Source organism: Yoonia vestfoldensis DSM 16212, assembly GCF_000382265.1.
Taxonomy (GTDB): domain Bacteria; phylum Pseudomonadota; class Alphaproteobacteria; order Rhodobacterales; family Rhodobacteraceae; genus Yoonia; species Yoonia vestfoldensis.
Window position 1 is genome coordinate 110,052 of the sequence record NZ_KB907982.1, and the last position, 15,222, is coordinate 125,273.

The 15,222-nt window shown below is 61.8% G+C and carries 13 protein-coding genes; 6 read left to right on the plus strand and 7 right to left on the minus strand.

Annotated features, from left to right (window positions below; all coding sequences use genetic code 11):
- Nucleotides 1-49: 49 nt before the first annotated feature.
- The 3 genes from recF to gyrB all read left to right on the plus strand — a co-directional run bounded on the left by recF (nucleotide 50) and on the right by gyrB (nucleotide 4,275).
- Nucleotides 50-1,150 carry a DNA replication/repair protein RecF gene (recF, locus tag H147_RS0111735; protein WP_019955568.1) on the plus strand — a complete coding sequence of 367 codons (1,101 nt, stop codon included), beginning with the start codon at nucleotides 50-52 and terminating at the stop codon, nucleotides 1,148-1,150.
- A complete protein-coding gene (locus H147_RS0111740; RefSeq protein WP_019955569.1) occupies nucleotides 1,147-1,767 on the plus strand; it encodes a LysE family translocator in 621 nt (206 codons plus the stop codon). The genes recF and H147_RS0111740 overlap by 4 nt, the downstream gene beginning before the upstream one ends.
- Before the next feature lie 93 nt (nucleotides 1,768-1,860).
- Nucleotides 1,861-4,275 carry a DNA topoisomerase (ATP-hydrolyzing) subunit B gene (gene gyrB, locus H147_RS0111745; RefSeq protein ID WP_019955570.1) on the plus strand — a complete coding sequence of 805 codons (2,415 nt, stop codon included), beginning with the start codon at nucleotides 1,861-1,863 and terminating at the stop codon, nucleotides 4,273-4,275.
- Between the two features lie 51 nt (nucleotides 4,276-4,326).
- Here gyrB and H147_RS0111750 read toward each other — a convergent pair whose 3' ends face one another.
- From H147_RS0111750 to H147_RS0111765, 4 genes are read right to left on the minus strand one after another with little or no spacing between them, the layout of a single operon-like run.
- Nucleotides 4,327-6,405 (minus strand): S9 family peptidase, encoded by a 2,079-nt coding sequence (locus H147_RS0111750; RefSeq protein ID WP_019955571.1) that lies wholly within the window; start codon nucleotides 6,403-6,405, stop codon nucleotides 4,327-4,329.
- 11 nt (nucleotides 6,406-6,416) lie between these two features.
- Nucleotides 6,417-7,463 (minus strand): AbrB family protein, encoded by a 1,047-nt coding sequence (locus H147_RS0111755; protein ID WP_019955572.1) that lies wholly within the window; start codon nucleotides 7,461-7,463, stop codon nucleotides 6,417-6,419.
- Complete coding sequence (gene trhO / locus H147_RS0111760) at nucleotides 7,450-8,355, minus strand: oxygen-dependent tRNA uridine(34) hydroxylase TrhO (RefSeq protein ID WP_026352456.1); 906 nt, start codon at nucleotides 8,353-8,355, stop codon at nucleotides 7,450-7,452. The genes H147_RS0111755 and trhO overlap by 14 nt, the downstream gene beginning before the upstream one ends.
- Before the next feature lie 32 nt (nucleotides 8,356-8,387).
- The gene (locus H147_RS0111765; RefSeq protein WP_019955574.1) at nucleotides 8,388-9,626 is read right to left on the minus strand and encodes an Hsp70 family protein; all 1,239 of its coding nucleotides are present in this window, start codon (nucleotides 9,624-9,626) and stop codon (nucleotides 8,388-8,390) included.
- 121 nt (nucleotides 9,627-9,747) lie between these two features.
- Here H147_RS0111765 and pncA point away from each other — a divergent pair, with 121 nt between their 5' ends.
- Genes pncA through pncB form a run of 3 tightly spaced genes read left to right on the plus strand, consistent with a single transcriptional unit; the run spans nucleotide 9,748 to nucleotide 12,619 of the window.
- Nucleotides 9,748-10,341, plus strand: a complete 594-nt coding sequence (gene pncA, locus H147_RS0111770; RefSeq protein WP_026352458.1) for a bifunctional nicotinamidase/pyrazinamidase — start codon at nucleotides 9,748-9,750, stop codon at nucleotides 10,339-10,341.
- Nucleotides 10,338-11,270 carry a glycosyltransferase family 2 protein gene (locus H147_RS0111775; RefSeq protein ID WP_019955576.1) on the plus strand — a complete coding sequence of 311 codons (933 nt, stop codon included), beginning with the start codon at nucleotides 10,338-10,340 and terminating at the stop codon, nucleotides 11,268-11,270. The genes pncA and H147_RS0111775 overlap by 4 nt, the downstream gene beginning before the upstream one ends.
- A 56-nt stretch (nucleotides 11,271-11,326) precedes the next feature.
- A complete protein-coding gene (gene pncB, locus H147_RS0111780; RefSeq protein ID WP_019955577.1) occupies nucleotides 11,327-12,619 on the plus strand; it encodes a nicotinate phosphoribosyltransferase in 1,293 nt (430 codons plus the stop codon).
- Nucleotides 12,620-13,014: 395 nt separating this feature from the next.
- Here pncB and H147_RS0111785 read toward each other — a convergent pair whose 3' ends face one another.
- From H147_RS0111785 to H147_RS0111795, 3 genes are all read right to left on the minus strand, one after another.
- Nucleotides 13,015-13,449 (minus strand): hypothetical protein, encoded by a 435-nt coding sequence (locus H147_RS0111785; protein ID WP_019955578.1) that lies wholly within the window; start codon nucleotides 13,447-13,449, stop codon nucleotides 13,015-13,017.
- Nucleotides 13,450-13,764: 315 nt separating this feature from the next.
- Nucleotides 13,765-14,184, minus strand: coding sequence for an alternative ribosome rescue aminoacyl-tRNA hydrolase ArfB (gene arfB / locus H147_RS0111790; protein WP_019955579.1), 420 nt, complete (start codon nucleotides 14,182-14,184; stop codon nucleotides 13,765-13,767).
- A gap of 326 nt (nucleotides 14,185-14,510) precedes the next feature.
- On the minus strand, nucleotides 14,511-15,152 hold the full coding sequence (locus tag H147_RS0111795) for a queuosine precursor transporter (RefSeq protein ID WP_019955580.1): 642 nt from the start codon (nucleotides 15,150-15,152) through the stop codon (nucleotides 14,511-14,513).
- Nucleotides 15,153-15,222 lie beyond the last annotated feature (70 nt).

Sequence of the window (15,222 nt, forward strand, 5' to 3'; positions counted from 1 at the left end):
AAGAATTTTGCCGGGGGAAGAATTTTCGTGAAAATTCTTCGCGCTGGCCATGACCCGGCTGGCGCTTTCGCAACTGACCCTGTCGCATTTCAGGTCGCATAAACGCGCGGTGCTGGACCTTGATCCACGCCCACTGGCGATTTACGGGCCGAATGGCGCGGGCAAGACCAATATCCTCGAGGCTGTCTCGCTGTTGTCGCCGGGGCGCGGGTTGCGCCGTGCGGGGGCTGACGATCTGGCGCGCAGGCCAGAGGCGCTGGGGTGGAAGATCACGGGCGTCCTGCAATCGCTGTATCAGGTCCACGAAGTCGAATCCTGGGCCGAAACAGGCCAGCCGCGCCAGTTGCGCATCGACGGCAAGACAGCGCCGCAGGTGGCCCTGGGCCGGATCGCGCGGGTGCTGTGGCTGGTGCCCGCGATGGACCGGCTCTGGATCGAAGGGGCCGATGGGCGGCGCCGGTTTCTGGATCGCGCAACGCTGAGTTTCGAGCCAAGCCATGCCGATGCCGTGCTGACCTATGAAAAGGCGATGCGCGAACGCAATCGCCTGCTCAAAGACATGGTGCGCGACCCGCATTGGTATGCCGCGATCGAAGGCCAGATGGCCGAGGCCGCAGCCCAGATCACCGCGAACCGCACGCAGGCCATCGCGGCGCTGACAGCCGCACAGGCCGAGGCTGTCAGCGCCTTTCCGACTGCGCTGCTGTCGCTCACCTATGCCGACCCGCTGCCCGATGATCTGCAAGCGGCACTGGCCGATCATCGCAGCCGCGACATGGCGGCGGGGCGGACGTTGCTGGGGCCGCACCGCGCCGATCTTGACGCCGTTTACGCTGACAAGAACGTGCCCGCCCGCGATTGTTCAACCGGAGAGCAGAAAGCCCTGCTGATCAGCCTGATCCTGGCCAATGCGCGCGCGCTGGCGCAGGATTTCGGCGCGCCGCCGATCCTTTTGCTGGACGAGGTCGCAGCCCATCTTGACGCCACCCGCCGTGCCGCGCTCTATGACGAAATCTGCGCGCTGGGCGCACAGGCGTTCATGACAGGCACCGGGCCGGAATTGTTCGCCGAACTGGGGTCCCGCGCGCAATACGCCGAAGTCACCGAAACGCACGGCCAGTCGGCAGTGGAACGCAAAGACTCACTATGACCGTTACCGCCTCGGGCCTTGTGCTGTATGCCGGTGCCTTGCTGATCCTGTTCATTACCCCCGGTCCGGTCTGGGTCGCGCTGCTCGCGCGCTCGCTGTCGGGTGGGTTTACCGCCGCATGGCCCCTGGCGGTGGGGGTTGCGCTGGGTGATATCTTTTGGCCGCTGGTCGCGATCCTCGGGGTCACATGGCTGGTCTCGGCCTTTGCCGAGGTCATGCTGGTGATGAAATGGATCGCCGTCGCCGTGTTCATCGTCATGGGGATCGGGCTGATCCGGTCGGGCGGGCACACGCTCAGCGCGGACAGTCGCCTGACACGTCCGGGGCGCTGGGCGGGCTTTGTCGCGGGCGTTGCGGTAATCCTTGGCAACCCCAAGGCGGTGCTGTTCTACATGGGCGTGCTGCCGGGCTTCTTTGATCTGACGCGGGTGACGCTGGCCGATATCGTGGTGATTTGCACGCTCAGCTTCATGGTGCCGCTGGTGGGCAATCTGGTGCTTGCGGGCTTTATCGGGCGGATGCGCGGCGCGCTCAAGTCGCCTGAAACGCTGCGCCGGATCAATATCGTGGCGGGCTGTTTGCTGGTGGCCGTCGGCGGCGTGATCGCCGTCAGCTAAGCGCTTTGAAATGCCACAAAATATGGTGCCATTCGCGTGACATCCCCGCATATTCCGCATATATTTTGCGGATAGATGAACAGGACTGACCCCATGGCCGATGACGACAAGAAACAAGAAGAATATGGCGCCGATTCCATTAAGGTTCTCAAAGGGTTAGAGGCTGTTCGCAAGCGTCCCGGCATGTATATCGGTGACACTGACGACGGGTCCGGCCTGCACCATATGGTCTATGAGGTCGTGGACAACGGCATTGACGAGGCTTTGGCCGGTCACGCCGATCATGTCTATGTGCGGATCAACGCCGACAGCTCTGTCACCGTGGGCGACAACGGGCGCGGTATTCCTGTCGGCATCCACGAAGGCGAAGGCGTGTCCGCCGCCGAAGTCATCATGACCCAGCTGCACGCGGGTGGTAAATTCGACAGTAATTCCTACAAGGTCTCGGGCGGTCTGCACGGCGTCGGCGTGTCCGTCGTCAACGCCCTGTCGGATTTTCTGGAACTGCGCATCTGGCGCGAGGGCAAGGAGCATTACGCCCGGTTCGAGGGTGGCTTCACTGTGGAATCCCTCCGTGTGGTCGGTGATGCCGATGGCCGCAAAGGCACAGAGATCACCTTTCTTGCCGCGCTGACGACCTTTTCCAACCGCGATTTCGATTTCCACATTCTGGAAAAGCGTCTGCGCGAACTGGCGTTCCTGAATTCCGGCGTGCGGATCATTCTGGAAGACCTGCGCCCAGCCGAACCCCTGCGTACGGACCTGTTCTATGAAGGTGGCGTGCGCGAATTCGTCAAATATCTGGACCGGTCCAAAACCCCGCTGATGCAGACGCCGATCTATGTGACCGGCGAACGCGATGACATCGGGGTCGAGGTCGCGATGTGGTGGAACGACAGCTATAACGAAATGGTGCTGCCGTTCACCAACAACATTCCGCAGCGCGATGGCGGCACGCATCTGGCGGGTTTCCGTGGCGCGCTGACCCGTGCCATCACCAAATATGCGACCGAAACCGGCATCACCAAAAAGGAAAAGATCGCGCTGACAGGCGACGACGCCCGCGAAGGTCTGACCTGCGTGCTGTCGGTCAAGGTGCCCGATCCGAAGTTTTCCAGCCAGACCAAGGACAAGCTTGTCAGCTCCGAGGTGCGGCCTGCCGTCGAAAACCTGATGGGCGAAAAGCTGAACGAATGGTTCGAGGAAAACCCCGCCACCGCCAAAGCGATCATCTCCAAGATCGTCGAGGCTGCTGCCGCCCGTGAAGCCGCGCGCAAGGCCCGTGAAATCCGCCGTAAATCGGCGATGGATGTGAATTTCAATGCCTCCAAGCTCAAGGATTGTTCCGAAAAGGACCCGTCCAAGACCGAAGTGTTCCTTGTGGAGGGTGACAGCGCCGGTGGGTCCGCCCAGACCGGCCGTGACCGTGGCACGCAGGCGATCCTGCCGCTGAAGGGCAAGATCCTGAACGTGGAACGCGCGCGGTTCGACCGGATGCTGTCCAGTCAGGAAATCGGCAATCTTGTCATGGCGCTTGGCACCGGCATCGGGCGCGACGAATTCAACATCGACAAGCTGCGCTATCACAAGGTCATCATCATGACCGACGCCGACGTCGACGGCGCGCATATCCGCACGCTGTTGCTGACCTTCTTTTTCCGGCAGATGCCGGAACTGATCGAGGGCGGGCATCTCTATATCGCGCAGCCGCCGCTGTATAAGGTCACGCGCGGCCGGTCAGAGGTTTATCTGAAAGATCAGGCCGCGATGGACGAATACCTGATCGAACAGGGCATCGAAGGCGCGATGCTGCGTCAGGGCAATGGCGAGGAAATCGCCGGTGCCGACCTGCGCCGTATCGTCGAAGAAGCGCGGCAGTTGAAACGCGTGCTGGAGGCGTTTCCGACCCATTACCCGCGCCACATACTGGAACAGGCCGCCATTGCAGGGGCATTCGTGCCCGGCGTCGTGGAAAACGACCTGCAAGGCACCGCCGACCGCGTGGCCGCACGGCTGGACCTGATCGCACTGGAATGGGAACGCGGCTGGCAAGGCCGGATCACGCAGGACAAGGGGATGCGTCTGGCGCGGTTCCTGCGCGGCGTGGAAGAGGTGCGCACGCTCGACGGCACGATGCTCCGCTCGGGCGAGGCGCGACGCACGGGGACATTCACGAAAAGCTTGCAGGACGTCTATAACCTGCCTGCGACGCTGGTGCGCAAGGACCGCAGCCAGCTGATCCATGGCCCGCTCGACCTGCTGCGCGCCATTCTGGAAGAGGGCGAAAAGGGCCTGTCCCTGCAACGCTACAAAGGTCTGGGCGAGATGAACCCCGATCAGCTGTGGGAAACGACGCTCGACCCTGATGCGCGCACGCTGCTTCAGGTCAAGGTCGAGGATGTGGCCGAGGCCGACGATCTGTTCACCAAGCTGATGGGTGATGTGGTCGAACCGCGGCGCGAATTCATCCAGGCAAACGCGCTGAACGTGGAAAATCTGGACTTTTAGTTTGGCGGGGTGAACCCCGCCCTACGGTCTGCACATTGAGGTAGGTCGGGGTTAACCCCGACCCACCGCCTTGATCGCAAAAGCATAGGATCGTGCTGCGTCCTCAAGTGCTGCGAACCGCCCCGTCTTGCCAAAATGCCCAGAGGACATGTTGGTTTTCAAAAGCAGGATATTGTCGTCCGTCTTGGTGATCCGCAGCTTGGCGACCCATTTCGCCGGTTCCCAATAGGTCACGCGCGGGTCGGACACGCCCGCCGTCACCAGCATGGCAGGGTAATTCTGTGCGGTGACATTGTCATAGGGCGAATAGGCGCGGATATCGTCGAACGCCGTCTTGCTTTCGATCGGATTACCCCATTGGGACCATTCGCCGGGTGTCAGGGGCAGCGTGTCGTCAAGGATCGTGGTCAGCACATCGACGAAAGGCACGTCGGCGATGATGCCGACCCACAGGTCGGGGCGCATGTTGGCCACCGCGCCCACCAGCAACCCGCCCGCCGACCCGCCTTGCGCGACGATCCGGCCTTTGCCGGTGTAGCCTTCGGCGATCAATGCCTCGGCCGTCCCGATGAAATCGTGGAAGGTATTCACCTTGCGCCCGAATTTCGCGTCCTCGTACCAGGCACGGCCCTTTTCCTCGCCGCCGCGCACATGGGCGATGGCATAGACGAACCCGCGATCCACCAGCGACAGCCGGTTGGCGGAAAAGCCTGCGGGCATGGAGGCCCCGTAAGACCCGTAGCCATACAGCAGGCAAGGTGCTGTGCCAGCCAGTTTGGTCGTCGCATGGTGCAGGATTGTGACCGGCACCAGCGCGCCGTCATGCGATCGCGCCATGATCCGGCGGGTGACGTAATCGGCAGGGTCGTGGCCGCTGGGCAATTCGGTCTGTTTCATCAGCACGCGCGCACCCGTGGCCAGATCAAAATCAAACACTTGTGACGGCGTCGTGGGCGACGAATAGGTAAAGCGGAACATATCCGTTTCATATTCCGCACTCGGGTCGGCCCCCAAAGCATAGGCTTCTTCGTCAAACGCGATGCTTTGCACCGCACCCGAAGGTCCCTGATAGCAGATGCGCGGCAGCGCGTTTTCGCGTTCCACCCAGATCAGCCAGTCGCGATAGGCGGCCAGCCCGATCACCATGCGCCCCGCGCGATAGGGCACCAGATGGACCCAATGCGCGCGCTGTGGCGTGGCGACAGGGGCGGTGACGATCTTGAAATCCACCGCGCCGTCGGCGTTGGTCAGGATGACGAAGTGATCGCCTTGGTGGTCAATCTCGTATTCCAGCCCTTCGGTGCGCGCCTCGATCAGCTGAGGCGCTGCATCGGGCGTCGCGGTTGGGATCACCCAAACCTCGCTTTCGTCGTTCATGCCGGTTGCGATCTGGACATAGGCCCCCGACCGCAACCGGCTGACGCCCACGAAATAGCGGGGGTCTTTTTCTTCGTAGACCAGCACGTCATCTGCCGGAACGCTGCCGATGGTGTGGCGGAACACCTTGTTCGGGCGGTGCTGGGCGTCGACGCGGACATAGAACAGCGTGCGTTCATCCGCCCAGGCGACGGACCCCACATCCGCGATCAGCGTGGCACTGTCCTGTCCGGTGGCGGTATCGCGCAGGCGCAGGGTGAAAAACTCTGACCCCGTGGTATCGGCCTGCCACGCCAGCAACCCGTGATCGGGCGAGGATGCGACCGCACCCAGATCAAAATAGTCATGCACCGCCGCCTCGACGTTCACATCGAGCAGCACAACCTCATCCCCGCCATCCCGTGCGGTGCGGATATAGACGGGGTGTTCAGCCCCTTCGCTGTAGCGCATCACATAGGCATAGGCGCCGTTCTTGCGCGGGACGGATGTGTCGTCTTCCTTGATCCGGCCCCGCATTTCCGCGATCAGCGTGGCTTGCAAGTCGGCGGTGTCTGCCATGGCCGCGTCGTAATAGGCATTCTCGGCGCGCAGATAACCCGCGATATCGGCGGGCAGTTTTGCAGGATCGCGCATCGCCTCTTGCCAGTTGTCCGCGCGCAGCCAGCCGAAATCGTCATGCAGGGTGACACCATGCGCCTCTGTCGTGGTCGGGCGTTTGTCGGCCAAGGGGGCGTCGGGCAAATGTTTGAACATCAGGCGTCCTATCAAAGAATACGTTTACGCATCATCGCAAAAACAAGCGGTGCAGCCGCGATTACCAGCGTGATGCGGATGACGTGGATCACCGATACATAGGTCGCATCCTGCCCCATCGCGAGGGTCAGCAACGACATTTCCGTCAATCCCCCCGGCGCATAGGCCAGAAACGCCTGCGCCAGTGGCATCCCGCCCGCCAGCACGATGACCTCGGCAAACGCGACGGCAATGGCCAGCATGATCCCCGACGACAGCGCCGCCAGCCCCAGTTCGCGCCGCAGATCGGCGAGCTTTGCCCCGACAAAGCGGGTGCCGATCACGGTGCCGATGGTGACTTGGGCCGCGATCACGAACAGGCTGGGCGGCGGCACGGTTACGAGGGCAGTGTAATGCGCGATCCCGCTCAGGATCATGGGCCCAAAGACGGGGGCGGCAGGCAGGCGCGCGATCTTGCCCAGCCACGCGCCCGCGACGGCGCAAAGGCCAAGCACGGCGTAATCGCGCATGGTCAGCGCGTCGAGGGCTGTCCAGTTCGCATCATCCGTCCCCCCTGCCGACACCCCCAGCACCAGCCCGAAAAACAGCGCGACAAAGACGATCACGATCATCACCCGCGCGGCATGGGCAAGTGCTATCTGCCGTTCGCTGCCGCCAGCCTCACCCCCCAGCAGGATCATCTCGTTCAAACCACCGGGCATCGCGGCGTAATATGCGGTTACGCGGTCATAGCCGCCGACGCGGCGGTAGATCAGGAAAGACACCCCCGCCGCGACAAGCAGGAAAGGCGGCAGCAGCATCAGCGTCAGCACCCAAGTCGAGATCAGTCCGAACAGCTCTGCCGTGACACCGGACCCCAGCAGCACGCCGATGACGGGCACGACGACATTGCGCAATCCGCTTGGCCCCTTGACTGGCGCGCGCAGCATGGCGGCGGCGACATTGGCGATCATCGGCCCCAGCATCCACGGCAAGGGCAGCCCTGCAAGATACGCAATCCCCCCGCCTGCAAGCCCCAGCAAAAGCGCCAGCGCGGTCTTGCGATCAAAGCCCGCCAATATGCCGGACCCCGCGGTCCTTTGCCAAGGCGATCTGCTTTTGCCGTTCGCGGAAACGGGCCTTGTCGGCTTCGGTCGTCTCGTCCACGCAGTGATGGCAACTGACGCCTTCTTCAAACGCGGGATGATTGCGGTCCTCGGGCAGCAGCGGGCGGCGGCAGCCGTGGCACAGGATATGCGGCCCCTCGGCCAGCCCGTGCCCGACGCTGACACGCCCGTCAAAGACGAAACATTCGCCGTCCCACTTGCTGGCGTCCTGCGGCACCTCTTCGAGGTATTTCAGGATGCCGCCCTTGAGGTGATAGACGTCTTCCACCCCTTGGCCCATCAGGTAGTTGGTGGATTTCTCGCAGCGGATGCCGCCGGTGCAGAACATTGCGATGCGCTTGTTGTGGAACCGGTGCTTGTTGGCTTCCCACCATGCGGGGAATTCGCTGAAAGATTTGGTTTGCGGGTCGATCGCGCCGTCGAATGTGCCGATCGAGACCTCGTAATCGTTGCGGGTGTCGATCACGGCGACATCGGGGGCGCTGATTAACGCGTTCCAGTCGGCAGGGTCGACATAATGGCCCACCCGCGATACGGGGTCGATATCGGGCTGGCCCATGGTGACGATTTCACGTTTCAGCCGGACTTTCATGCGGTGAAAAGGGGCGTCAGCGGCGGTGCTTTCCTTCCATTCCAGATCCGCACAGCCGGGCAAGGCGCGGATATGCGCGAGCACCGCGTCGATGCCCGCGCGGTCGCCGGCGATGGTGCCGTTGATCCCTTCGCCCGCCAGCAAGAGCGTGCCGCTGATCCCGCGCGCGCGGCACAGATCCAGCAGCGGCCCGCGCAGGGCGTCGGGGTCGGCAAAGCGGGTAAAGTGGTAAAGGGCGGCGACGATATGCATGGGCATCCGATTACGCCCGCACGCCTTTGGGTTCAAGAGGGGCCAGCCGCCAGCGCCAGCCCGTCGGCGACCGCTGTGAACGCCTCGCCCCGTTCAAGGGTGGCATGGGGAAAAAGCGCGACCATCTCGGCCTCGACGGATTGCAGCAGGCTGGACCCGCCGACAAAGACGATCTTGCCGATGCGGGCGGGTGTGATGCCTGCATGCGCCAGCGTCTCGACTGCACAGGCCCTGATTGCGGCTGTGTGATCGGCCAGCGCGGCGGCCATTTCGGCCTTGGCGGTCTGTGCCCAAAGATCGGGGGCGATGATGCGCAGGTCGATGCCGGTCTGATCCGTGTCAGGCGCGTTCAGCCGGATCTTGGCGGCCTCCACCGCAAAGGCGATATCGTGGCCCAGTTCCATGTCCAGTACGGTCTGCAACCGCAAGAACAGGGCGGGATCGATGCCGAGCTTTGCAAAGCCTGCCGCCATGCGCCGGTTTTCGGGCGTATAGACAAAGGGAATCTTCTGCCATGTCGCCAGATCGTTGTAGATTGCATTGGGGGCCAGATGGCGCCCGTCGCCGAGAGCATTCCCGATCTCGGCCCCGCGCCCGAGCAGCGGCATGACCTGCGCCAGCGACAGCGCGCGGTCGAAATCGGTGCCACCGACGCGGACACCGTGGCTGGCGACAATCCGCGTTGCGTCCCCGTCGCGGGCGAAGATCGAAAAATCCGATGTACCGCCGCCGATGTCCACGACCAGCCCCAAGGCACCCTTGTCCAGAGGGCCAGCCGCCAGCGCCGCGGCTTCTGGTTCATACATGAAAGTCACTTCGCGAAAACCGGCCAGCAGGTACGCCTCGCGCAGATCCACTTCGGCCTGCGCATCGCGGGCGGGGTCGCCGGAATGAAACCGGACGGGGCGACCCGACAGGGCATGGTCATAGGGCTGGCCCGTCTCGGCCTCGGCCTTTGCGCGGATCATCGCGAGAAACCTTGCCACGACCTCCAGCAGGGTCAGCCGTTCATGCGCAATCATGCGCCTTTCGCGCAGCAGGGGCGTGCCCAGCACCGATTTCAGCGCGCGCATGAAACGGCCTTCGCGGCCTTGGGTCAGGGCAGCATTCGCGGCGGACCCATAAAGCGTGACCTTGCGGTCAGGGTCGAAAAACACGGATGTCGGCAGGGTTGTCTGCCCCGGCTCTACGCCGATCAGGTGCGGTCGGCCCGCGACCATCACGCCCGCCGCCGTGTTCGACGTGCCGAAATCAATTCCGAGCGTCGCCATTATGCCCCCGCAAAGACACTGGCGATAGGAAAATTGCGGCCGGGGCGCAAGCCCTCGGGTTTCGCTCGGGGCAAATCAGTGGCAGATTGCGCATATGCCTCAGGTTGAACAGGACCCCGCCATGACACATGCTTTGATCGTGATCGACGTGCAAAAGGATTTTTGCCCCGGCGGTGCGCTCGCCGTCGCGGATGGTGACCGGATCGTGCCGGGCATCAACGCCGTGATGAACGACTTCGACGTCGTGATCCTGACGCAAGACTGGCATCCTGCGGGGCATTCGTCTTTTGCCTCTACACATGATGCAGCACCGATGAGTATGATGGACATGCCGTATGGCCCGCAGGTGCTTTGGCCGGACCATTGCATTCAAGGGTCGCTGGGCGCGCAGTTCCACCCCGATCTGACGGTGGACCGCGCCGATTTGATCCTGCGCAAAGGGCATAACCCCGCGATCGACAGCTATTCCGCGTTCTTTGAAAATGACCGGACGACGCCGACGGGACTTGAAGGCTATTTGCGCACGCGTGGCATCGACCGGATCACGCTGGTGGGGTTGGCCACGGATTTCTGCGTTGCCTATTCGGCGCTCGATGCGGCAAAGCTGGGGTTTGGCGTCGCTGTGCGGATGGATCTGTGTCGTGCGATCGATTTCGACGGGTCGCTGGTCAAGGCGACGGCAGATATGGCGGCGGCGGGTGTCTCGCTCGGATGAGAGTGTCGATCATCATCCCGACCTACAACCGGCCCGGCTTGCTGCAACGGGCGGTCGCATCCGCTTTGGTGGCCTGTCCCGCTGATGGCGAGGTGGTCGTCATCGACGACAGGTCCGACACCGCCGAGACAGCCTTGCGTGACATCACCGACCCGCGCCTGCGGATCACGACGAACACAGGCGACAAAGGTGCGGCCGGCGCACGAAACCATGGCATCGCACAGTCCACAGGCGAGATCGTGATGTTCCTGGACGATGACGACGTGATGGTTGCGGATTATCCGGCGCGGGTGATCGCGGCGGCGCGGGAAAGCGTGGCGGACTTTGGATTTTCCGGTTTTGCTGTCGTCGAGGGCGTTTGCAGGTCATCCGAAGATTGGAAATTGAGCAATTCGCTCTCCGCTGAAAGTGGCATCGTCGGGACGCGTGTTCCGCTACTTCTCCGCATGCCGGGCTTTGGTGTCGGGTTCTGGATCAAGAGGACGGTTTTTGACCGCATAGGCCAAATTCGCACCGACCAAATTGTGGACGAAGATGGCGATTACTTTTGTCGTTTGTATGGACAGGGTTGCAAGGCGTGGTTTGAGGCAGAGCCCGGCAACATCATTATGCGAGATTACGGCTTGTCTCGAGAACATGCTCCGCAGCTGACACGCAGTGTGCGTCCCTCACTAGAGGCGGACTGCCACATCCGCACGTTACAGCGCAACCAGCATTACTTCGGGCTACGTTCAGAAGAGCGCTGGGCCTTGATCCGACGCTGCCTCCGATTCGCGGCATTCCACGGTGTAGATCGGACGGCACAAACCCTCATCCGCGACCTCACCCCGCTCGACTGGCGCATCCGCGCCTGGTTGTTCTGGCAGATGAAAAAGCGCGGGAAACACATCCACCAGCGCCGCGTCGCCCGCAAAAAGGCACGCAGCTAACTCTTGCCACTGCCCAGAGCGCTTGCTCTAACACCCCAAACCTTCAGGGGAACATCATGGTCGATATCGCCACCCGCGTCTGGAACCACAAATGGAAGATCGACCCGATCGTCCGCTCTCTCATCGATACCGATTTCTACAAGCTGCTGATGTGCCAGTCGGTGTTCCGCAACCACCCTGACACGCAGGTCACCTTCAGCCTGATCAACCGGACCAAATCGATCCGGCTCGCCGATCTGGTGGACGAAGGGGAACTACGCGAACAGCTTGACCATATCCGTTCCCTCCGCCTGACGCGCGGCGAAAGCACATGGCTGCGCGGCAACACCTTCTACGGCAAACGGCAGATGTTCACCCCCGTCTTCATGGAATGGTTCGAGAACCTGTCGCTGCCGCCCTATCACCTCGAAAAGATCGACGGGCAGTATGAACTGACCTTCGAAGGCTCCTGGCCCGAGGTCATGCTGTGGGAAATCCCCGCGCTGGCCGTGATCATGGAATTGCGCAGCCGCGCCGTGCTGAAAACGCTGGGCCGGTTCGAACTGCAGGTGCTCTACGCCCGCGCCATGACCAAGCTGTGGGAAAAGGTCGAGGACCTGCGCCATATCCCCGACCTGCGGCTCGCCGATTTCGGCACGCGGCGGCGGCATTCCTATCTGTGGCAGGACTGGTGCGTGCAGGCGATGATGGAAGGGCTGGGCCCCAATTTCACCGGCACCTCCAACTGCCGCATCGCCATGCAGCGCGAGATCGAGGCGATCGGCACCAATGCCCACGAACTGCCCATGGTCTATGCCGCCTTGGCGGATAGCGACGACGCCTTGCGCCACGCGCCCTATGCCGTGCTGGCCGACTGGCAGGAGGAACACGACGGCAACCTGCGGATCATCCTGCCCGACACCTACGGCACCAAGGGGTTTCTGGACCGCGCCCCCGACTGGCTGGCGGGCTGGACGGGCATCCGCGTGGACAGCGGCGATCCGGCGGCGGGGGCCGAAACGGCGATCGCCTGGTGGCAGTCGCGGGGAGAGGACCCGCGCCAGAAACTGGTGATCTTTTCCGACGGGCTGGACGTGGCCAAGATCATCGAACTGCACCAGCAATTCGCCGGACGGGTGCGGGTCAGCTTTGGCTGGGGGACGATGCTGACCAATGATTTCAAGGGCTTGGTGGCAGACGACGCGCTGGCGCCGTTCAGCCTTGTCTGCAAGGCGGTGAGCGCGAATGGCCGGCCCACGGTCAAGCTGAGCGACAACCCCAACAAGGCGATGGGGCCAGCTGACGAGATCGCACGGTATAAGCGCGTGTTCGGGGTGGGGGAGCAGGAGCGGGTGGAGGTTGTGGTTTAGAGGCGGCAAAACGCAAGTCTTGCCGCCCCCCTTGATTACTCGTCGTCGACGAGGATCGGCCAAGCGCGCTTACCGAAACGGCTCGCATGCACCTTTTCCCCGGTTTTAGGGTCAGTCTTCCAAGGACGGAAAATCCAACGCTTGCCGGGAGGCGCGGGAGGGAATTTATGTCCCATGCCCATGCTCCTTTATTCAGGATTATTGTTGATATGAAGCGCGACATGTGAGAAACAAAGATGTCAAGAATGTTTTTCTACCGCGCTTCACGGTGGACAAGCTACCACGAAAGCCGATCCGAAAGGATCGGCTTTCTCGTTCACCCCTGTCGGCCTGCTAGGCAGGGCAGCGTTACCGACAGGGGCTAGTTATTATCATAACGTAACGCATTGGCGTCCTCATAATTCAAAATCGACTTCATCATGGTCCAAACCATCGTCATTCGCGTTCGGACCAAGATACCATAGGCCATCTCTTTCAACATAGAGGCCGTCACTAGCGCCCTTGCGAAGTTCTCCACGGATCGTAGAGATAGCGATCATCTTCTCAAACTCTGTAACCGCTGCGCTTTCAATATCTTGTGGCGACGAGCCGAAAATCGCATTTTCGGCTAACACCCGTTGCACAAGTTTGCGCGGTAAACCGCGCGGTGCGCGTTTACGGTTGTCATTTTCGTCTTGAGCGGTGTCTGTTTTCGTATATTTTGTAATGCCACCCGACAGTAGTGACAACATGTGGGATTTTGCATGCTCTTCCCCCGCTTCAAAGGCAGCTCTTAAGACGGTTTCAAGCCGCTTTTGCTCAGCGTGAATGATGTCATCAATGCGCGACATGGCGACTCCTTATAACCGGTTACGGCTCATTCTGCTTCAAAGATTACCAGAGTGCGATAAGCGCGTCAACGGTGTTTGCATCGCATCAATTGCTTAGTGGCGCTACACACGGTTATCGCCTCTTTTATGTTTTTGTTCAAGCTGCATATTATTTAGCGCTGTCAGCAAGTTTCCGGTATCATCTGCTTTAATTGTGGCGCGCAGGGCGCGGACTCGCGCAAGAGCTAAACAATAGCGAGCGTAGGGTGCGCGTCTTTGCGCACCAACTTAATAGCGGCGGGGCACAAAGGTGCGCAGGATGCGCACCCTACCCCCTCACTCATCCACCTTCCCCCGCATCGCCTTCACTTCCCCGCGCACCTTCTTCTCTTTCAGCCGCCGCTTCACCGACCCGTAGGTGGGTTTCGTGGCGACGCGGCGTTTGGGGACCATTGTGGCGGACAGGACCAGCTCGGCCAGCCTCTCGCGGGCGATGTCGCGGTTGCGGGCCTGGCTGCGGGTGTCCTGCACAAAGATCACGATGGCCCCGTCATTCGTCCAGCGCCGTCCCGCCAGCCGCCGCAGCCGCCGTTTCACCGGATCGGGCAGGTTGGGGGACCGTTCCGCCTCGAACCGCAATTCGACCGCGGTGGACACCTTGTTCACATTCTGCCCGCCCGGACCCGACGCGCGGGCAAAGCTTTCCGTCAGCTCCCAATCGGCGATGGTGATCTGGTCGGTGATGCGCAGGGTCATGACGGGGCTCGTTCGATTTGGGGGGTGCGGCCGCATTTGGCTGCGCCAAACGCTTACCCGCACACGTCGAAAGCTACGCTTTCAACGGAAAAAGGGCTATCCGGTCTGGATAGCCCTTTCCTGAATGTCGGAGGTGGGTCGGTTAGGATCTCCACCTTGGGGTTAATTCAGCCAAGGGCTGCCTTAGCTGATCGCCCCCCAAGTTGTCCCGCCACACGTCTCCAGAACTTCATGATGCACTGGATCACCTCCTTTCAAATGTTTCGATACCCTCAGATTCGCACAGATTTGGTATATTTCAAGTAAAAATATACCACAGGTCGCGTTTATATTTGCGCCCGCTGCAAACGCCCAACAATCAGGCGGAACGGGAACAGGGCCAGCAGGGCGATGGTCAGCTTGACCCCCCAATCCGCCACGGCGAGCGACACCCAGAGCGGGACCAGCGGCCCTGCGTTCAGGAACGGCACGGCGTCCTGCGCCCAGATGATTTCATCCGCCGCTGCGGCCGACAGCCCGTTGAACGTCGCCGAAAACGCGATGGAGAAGAAGATCACCGTATCCACGGTGGACCCGACCAGCGTGCTGCCAAGCGGGGCTTTCCACCACGACCCGTCGCGCAACCGGTTGAACACGGCGATATCCAGCATCTGTGCCACGGCAAAAGCGGTGGCCGACCCGATGGCGACGCGCAGCGCGACGGCGGGGTATTCATACCCGTCGCCTTGCAGCATGATCTGGCTGCCGATCAGGCTACAGACAATCCCGACGACCAGCCCCGCGAACACGACCTTGCGCGCGGCTTGGGCGCCGTAGACGCGGTTCATCACGTCCGTGACAAGGAAGGCCAGCGGATAGGTGAACGCCCCCCATGTCAGAAGGCCGTCGAGGATCAGGAATTGCACAAGGATATTGGAGGCCACGACGATGGCGGCCATGGCGAGAACGCCGGGAAGGATGCGTGTCATTTGTAAGGTTTCCGTTTTGACAAGGGTGCGGCACTTGGCCCCCAAAGGGGACAGCGCGACGTAACGCCCG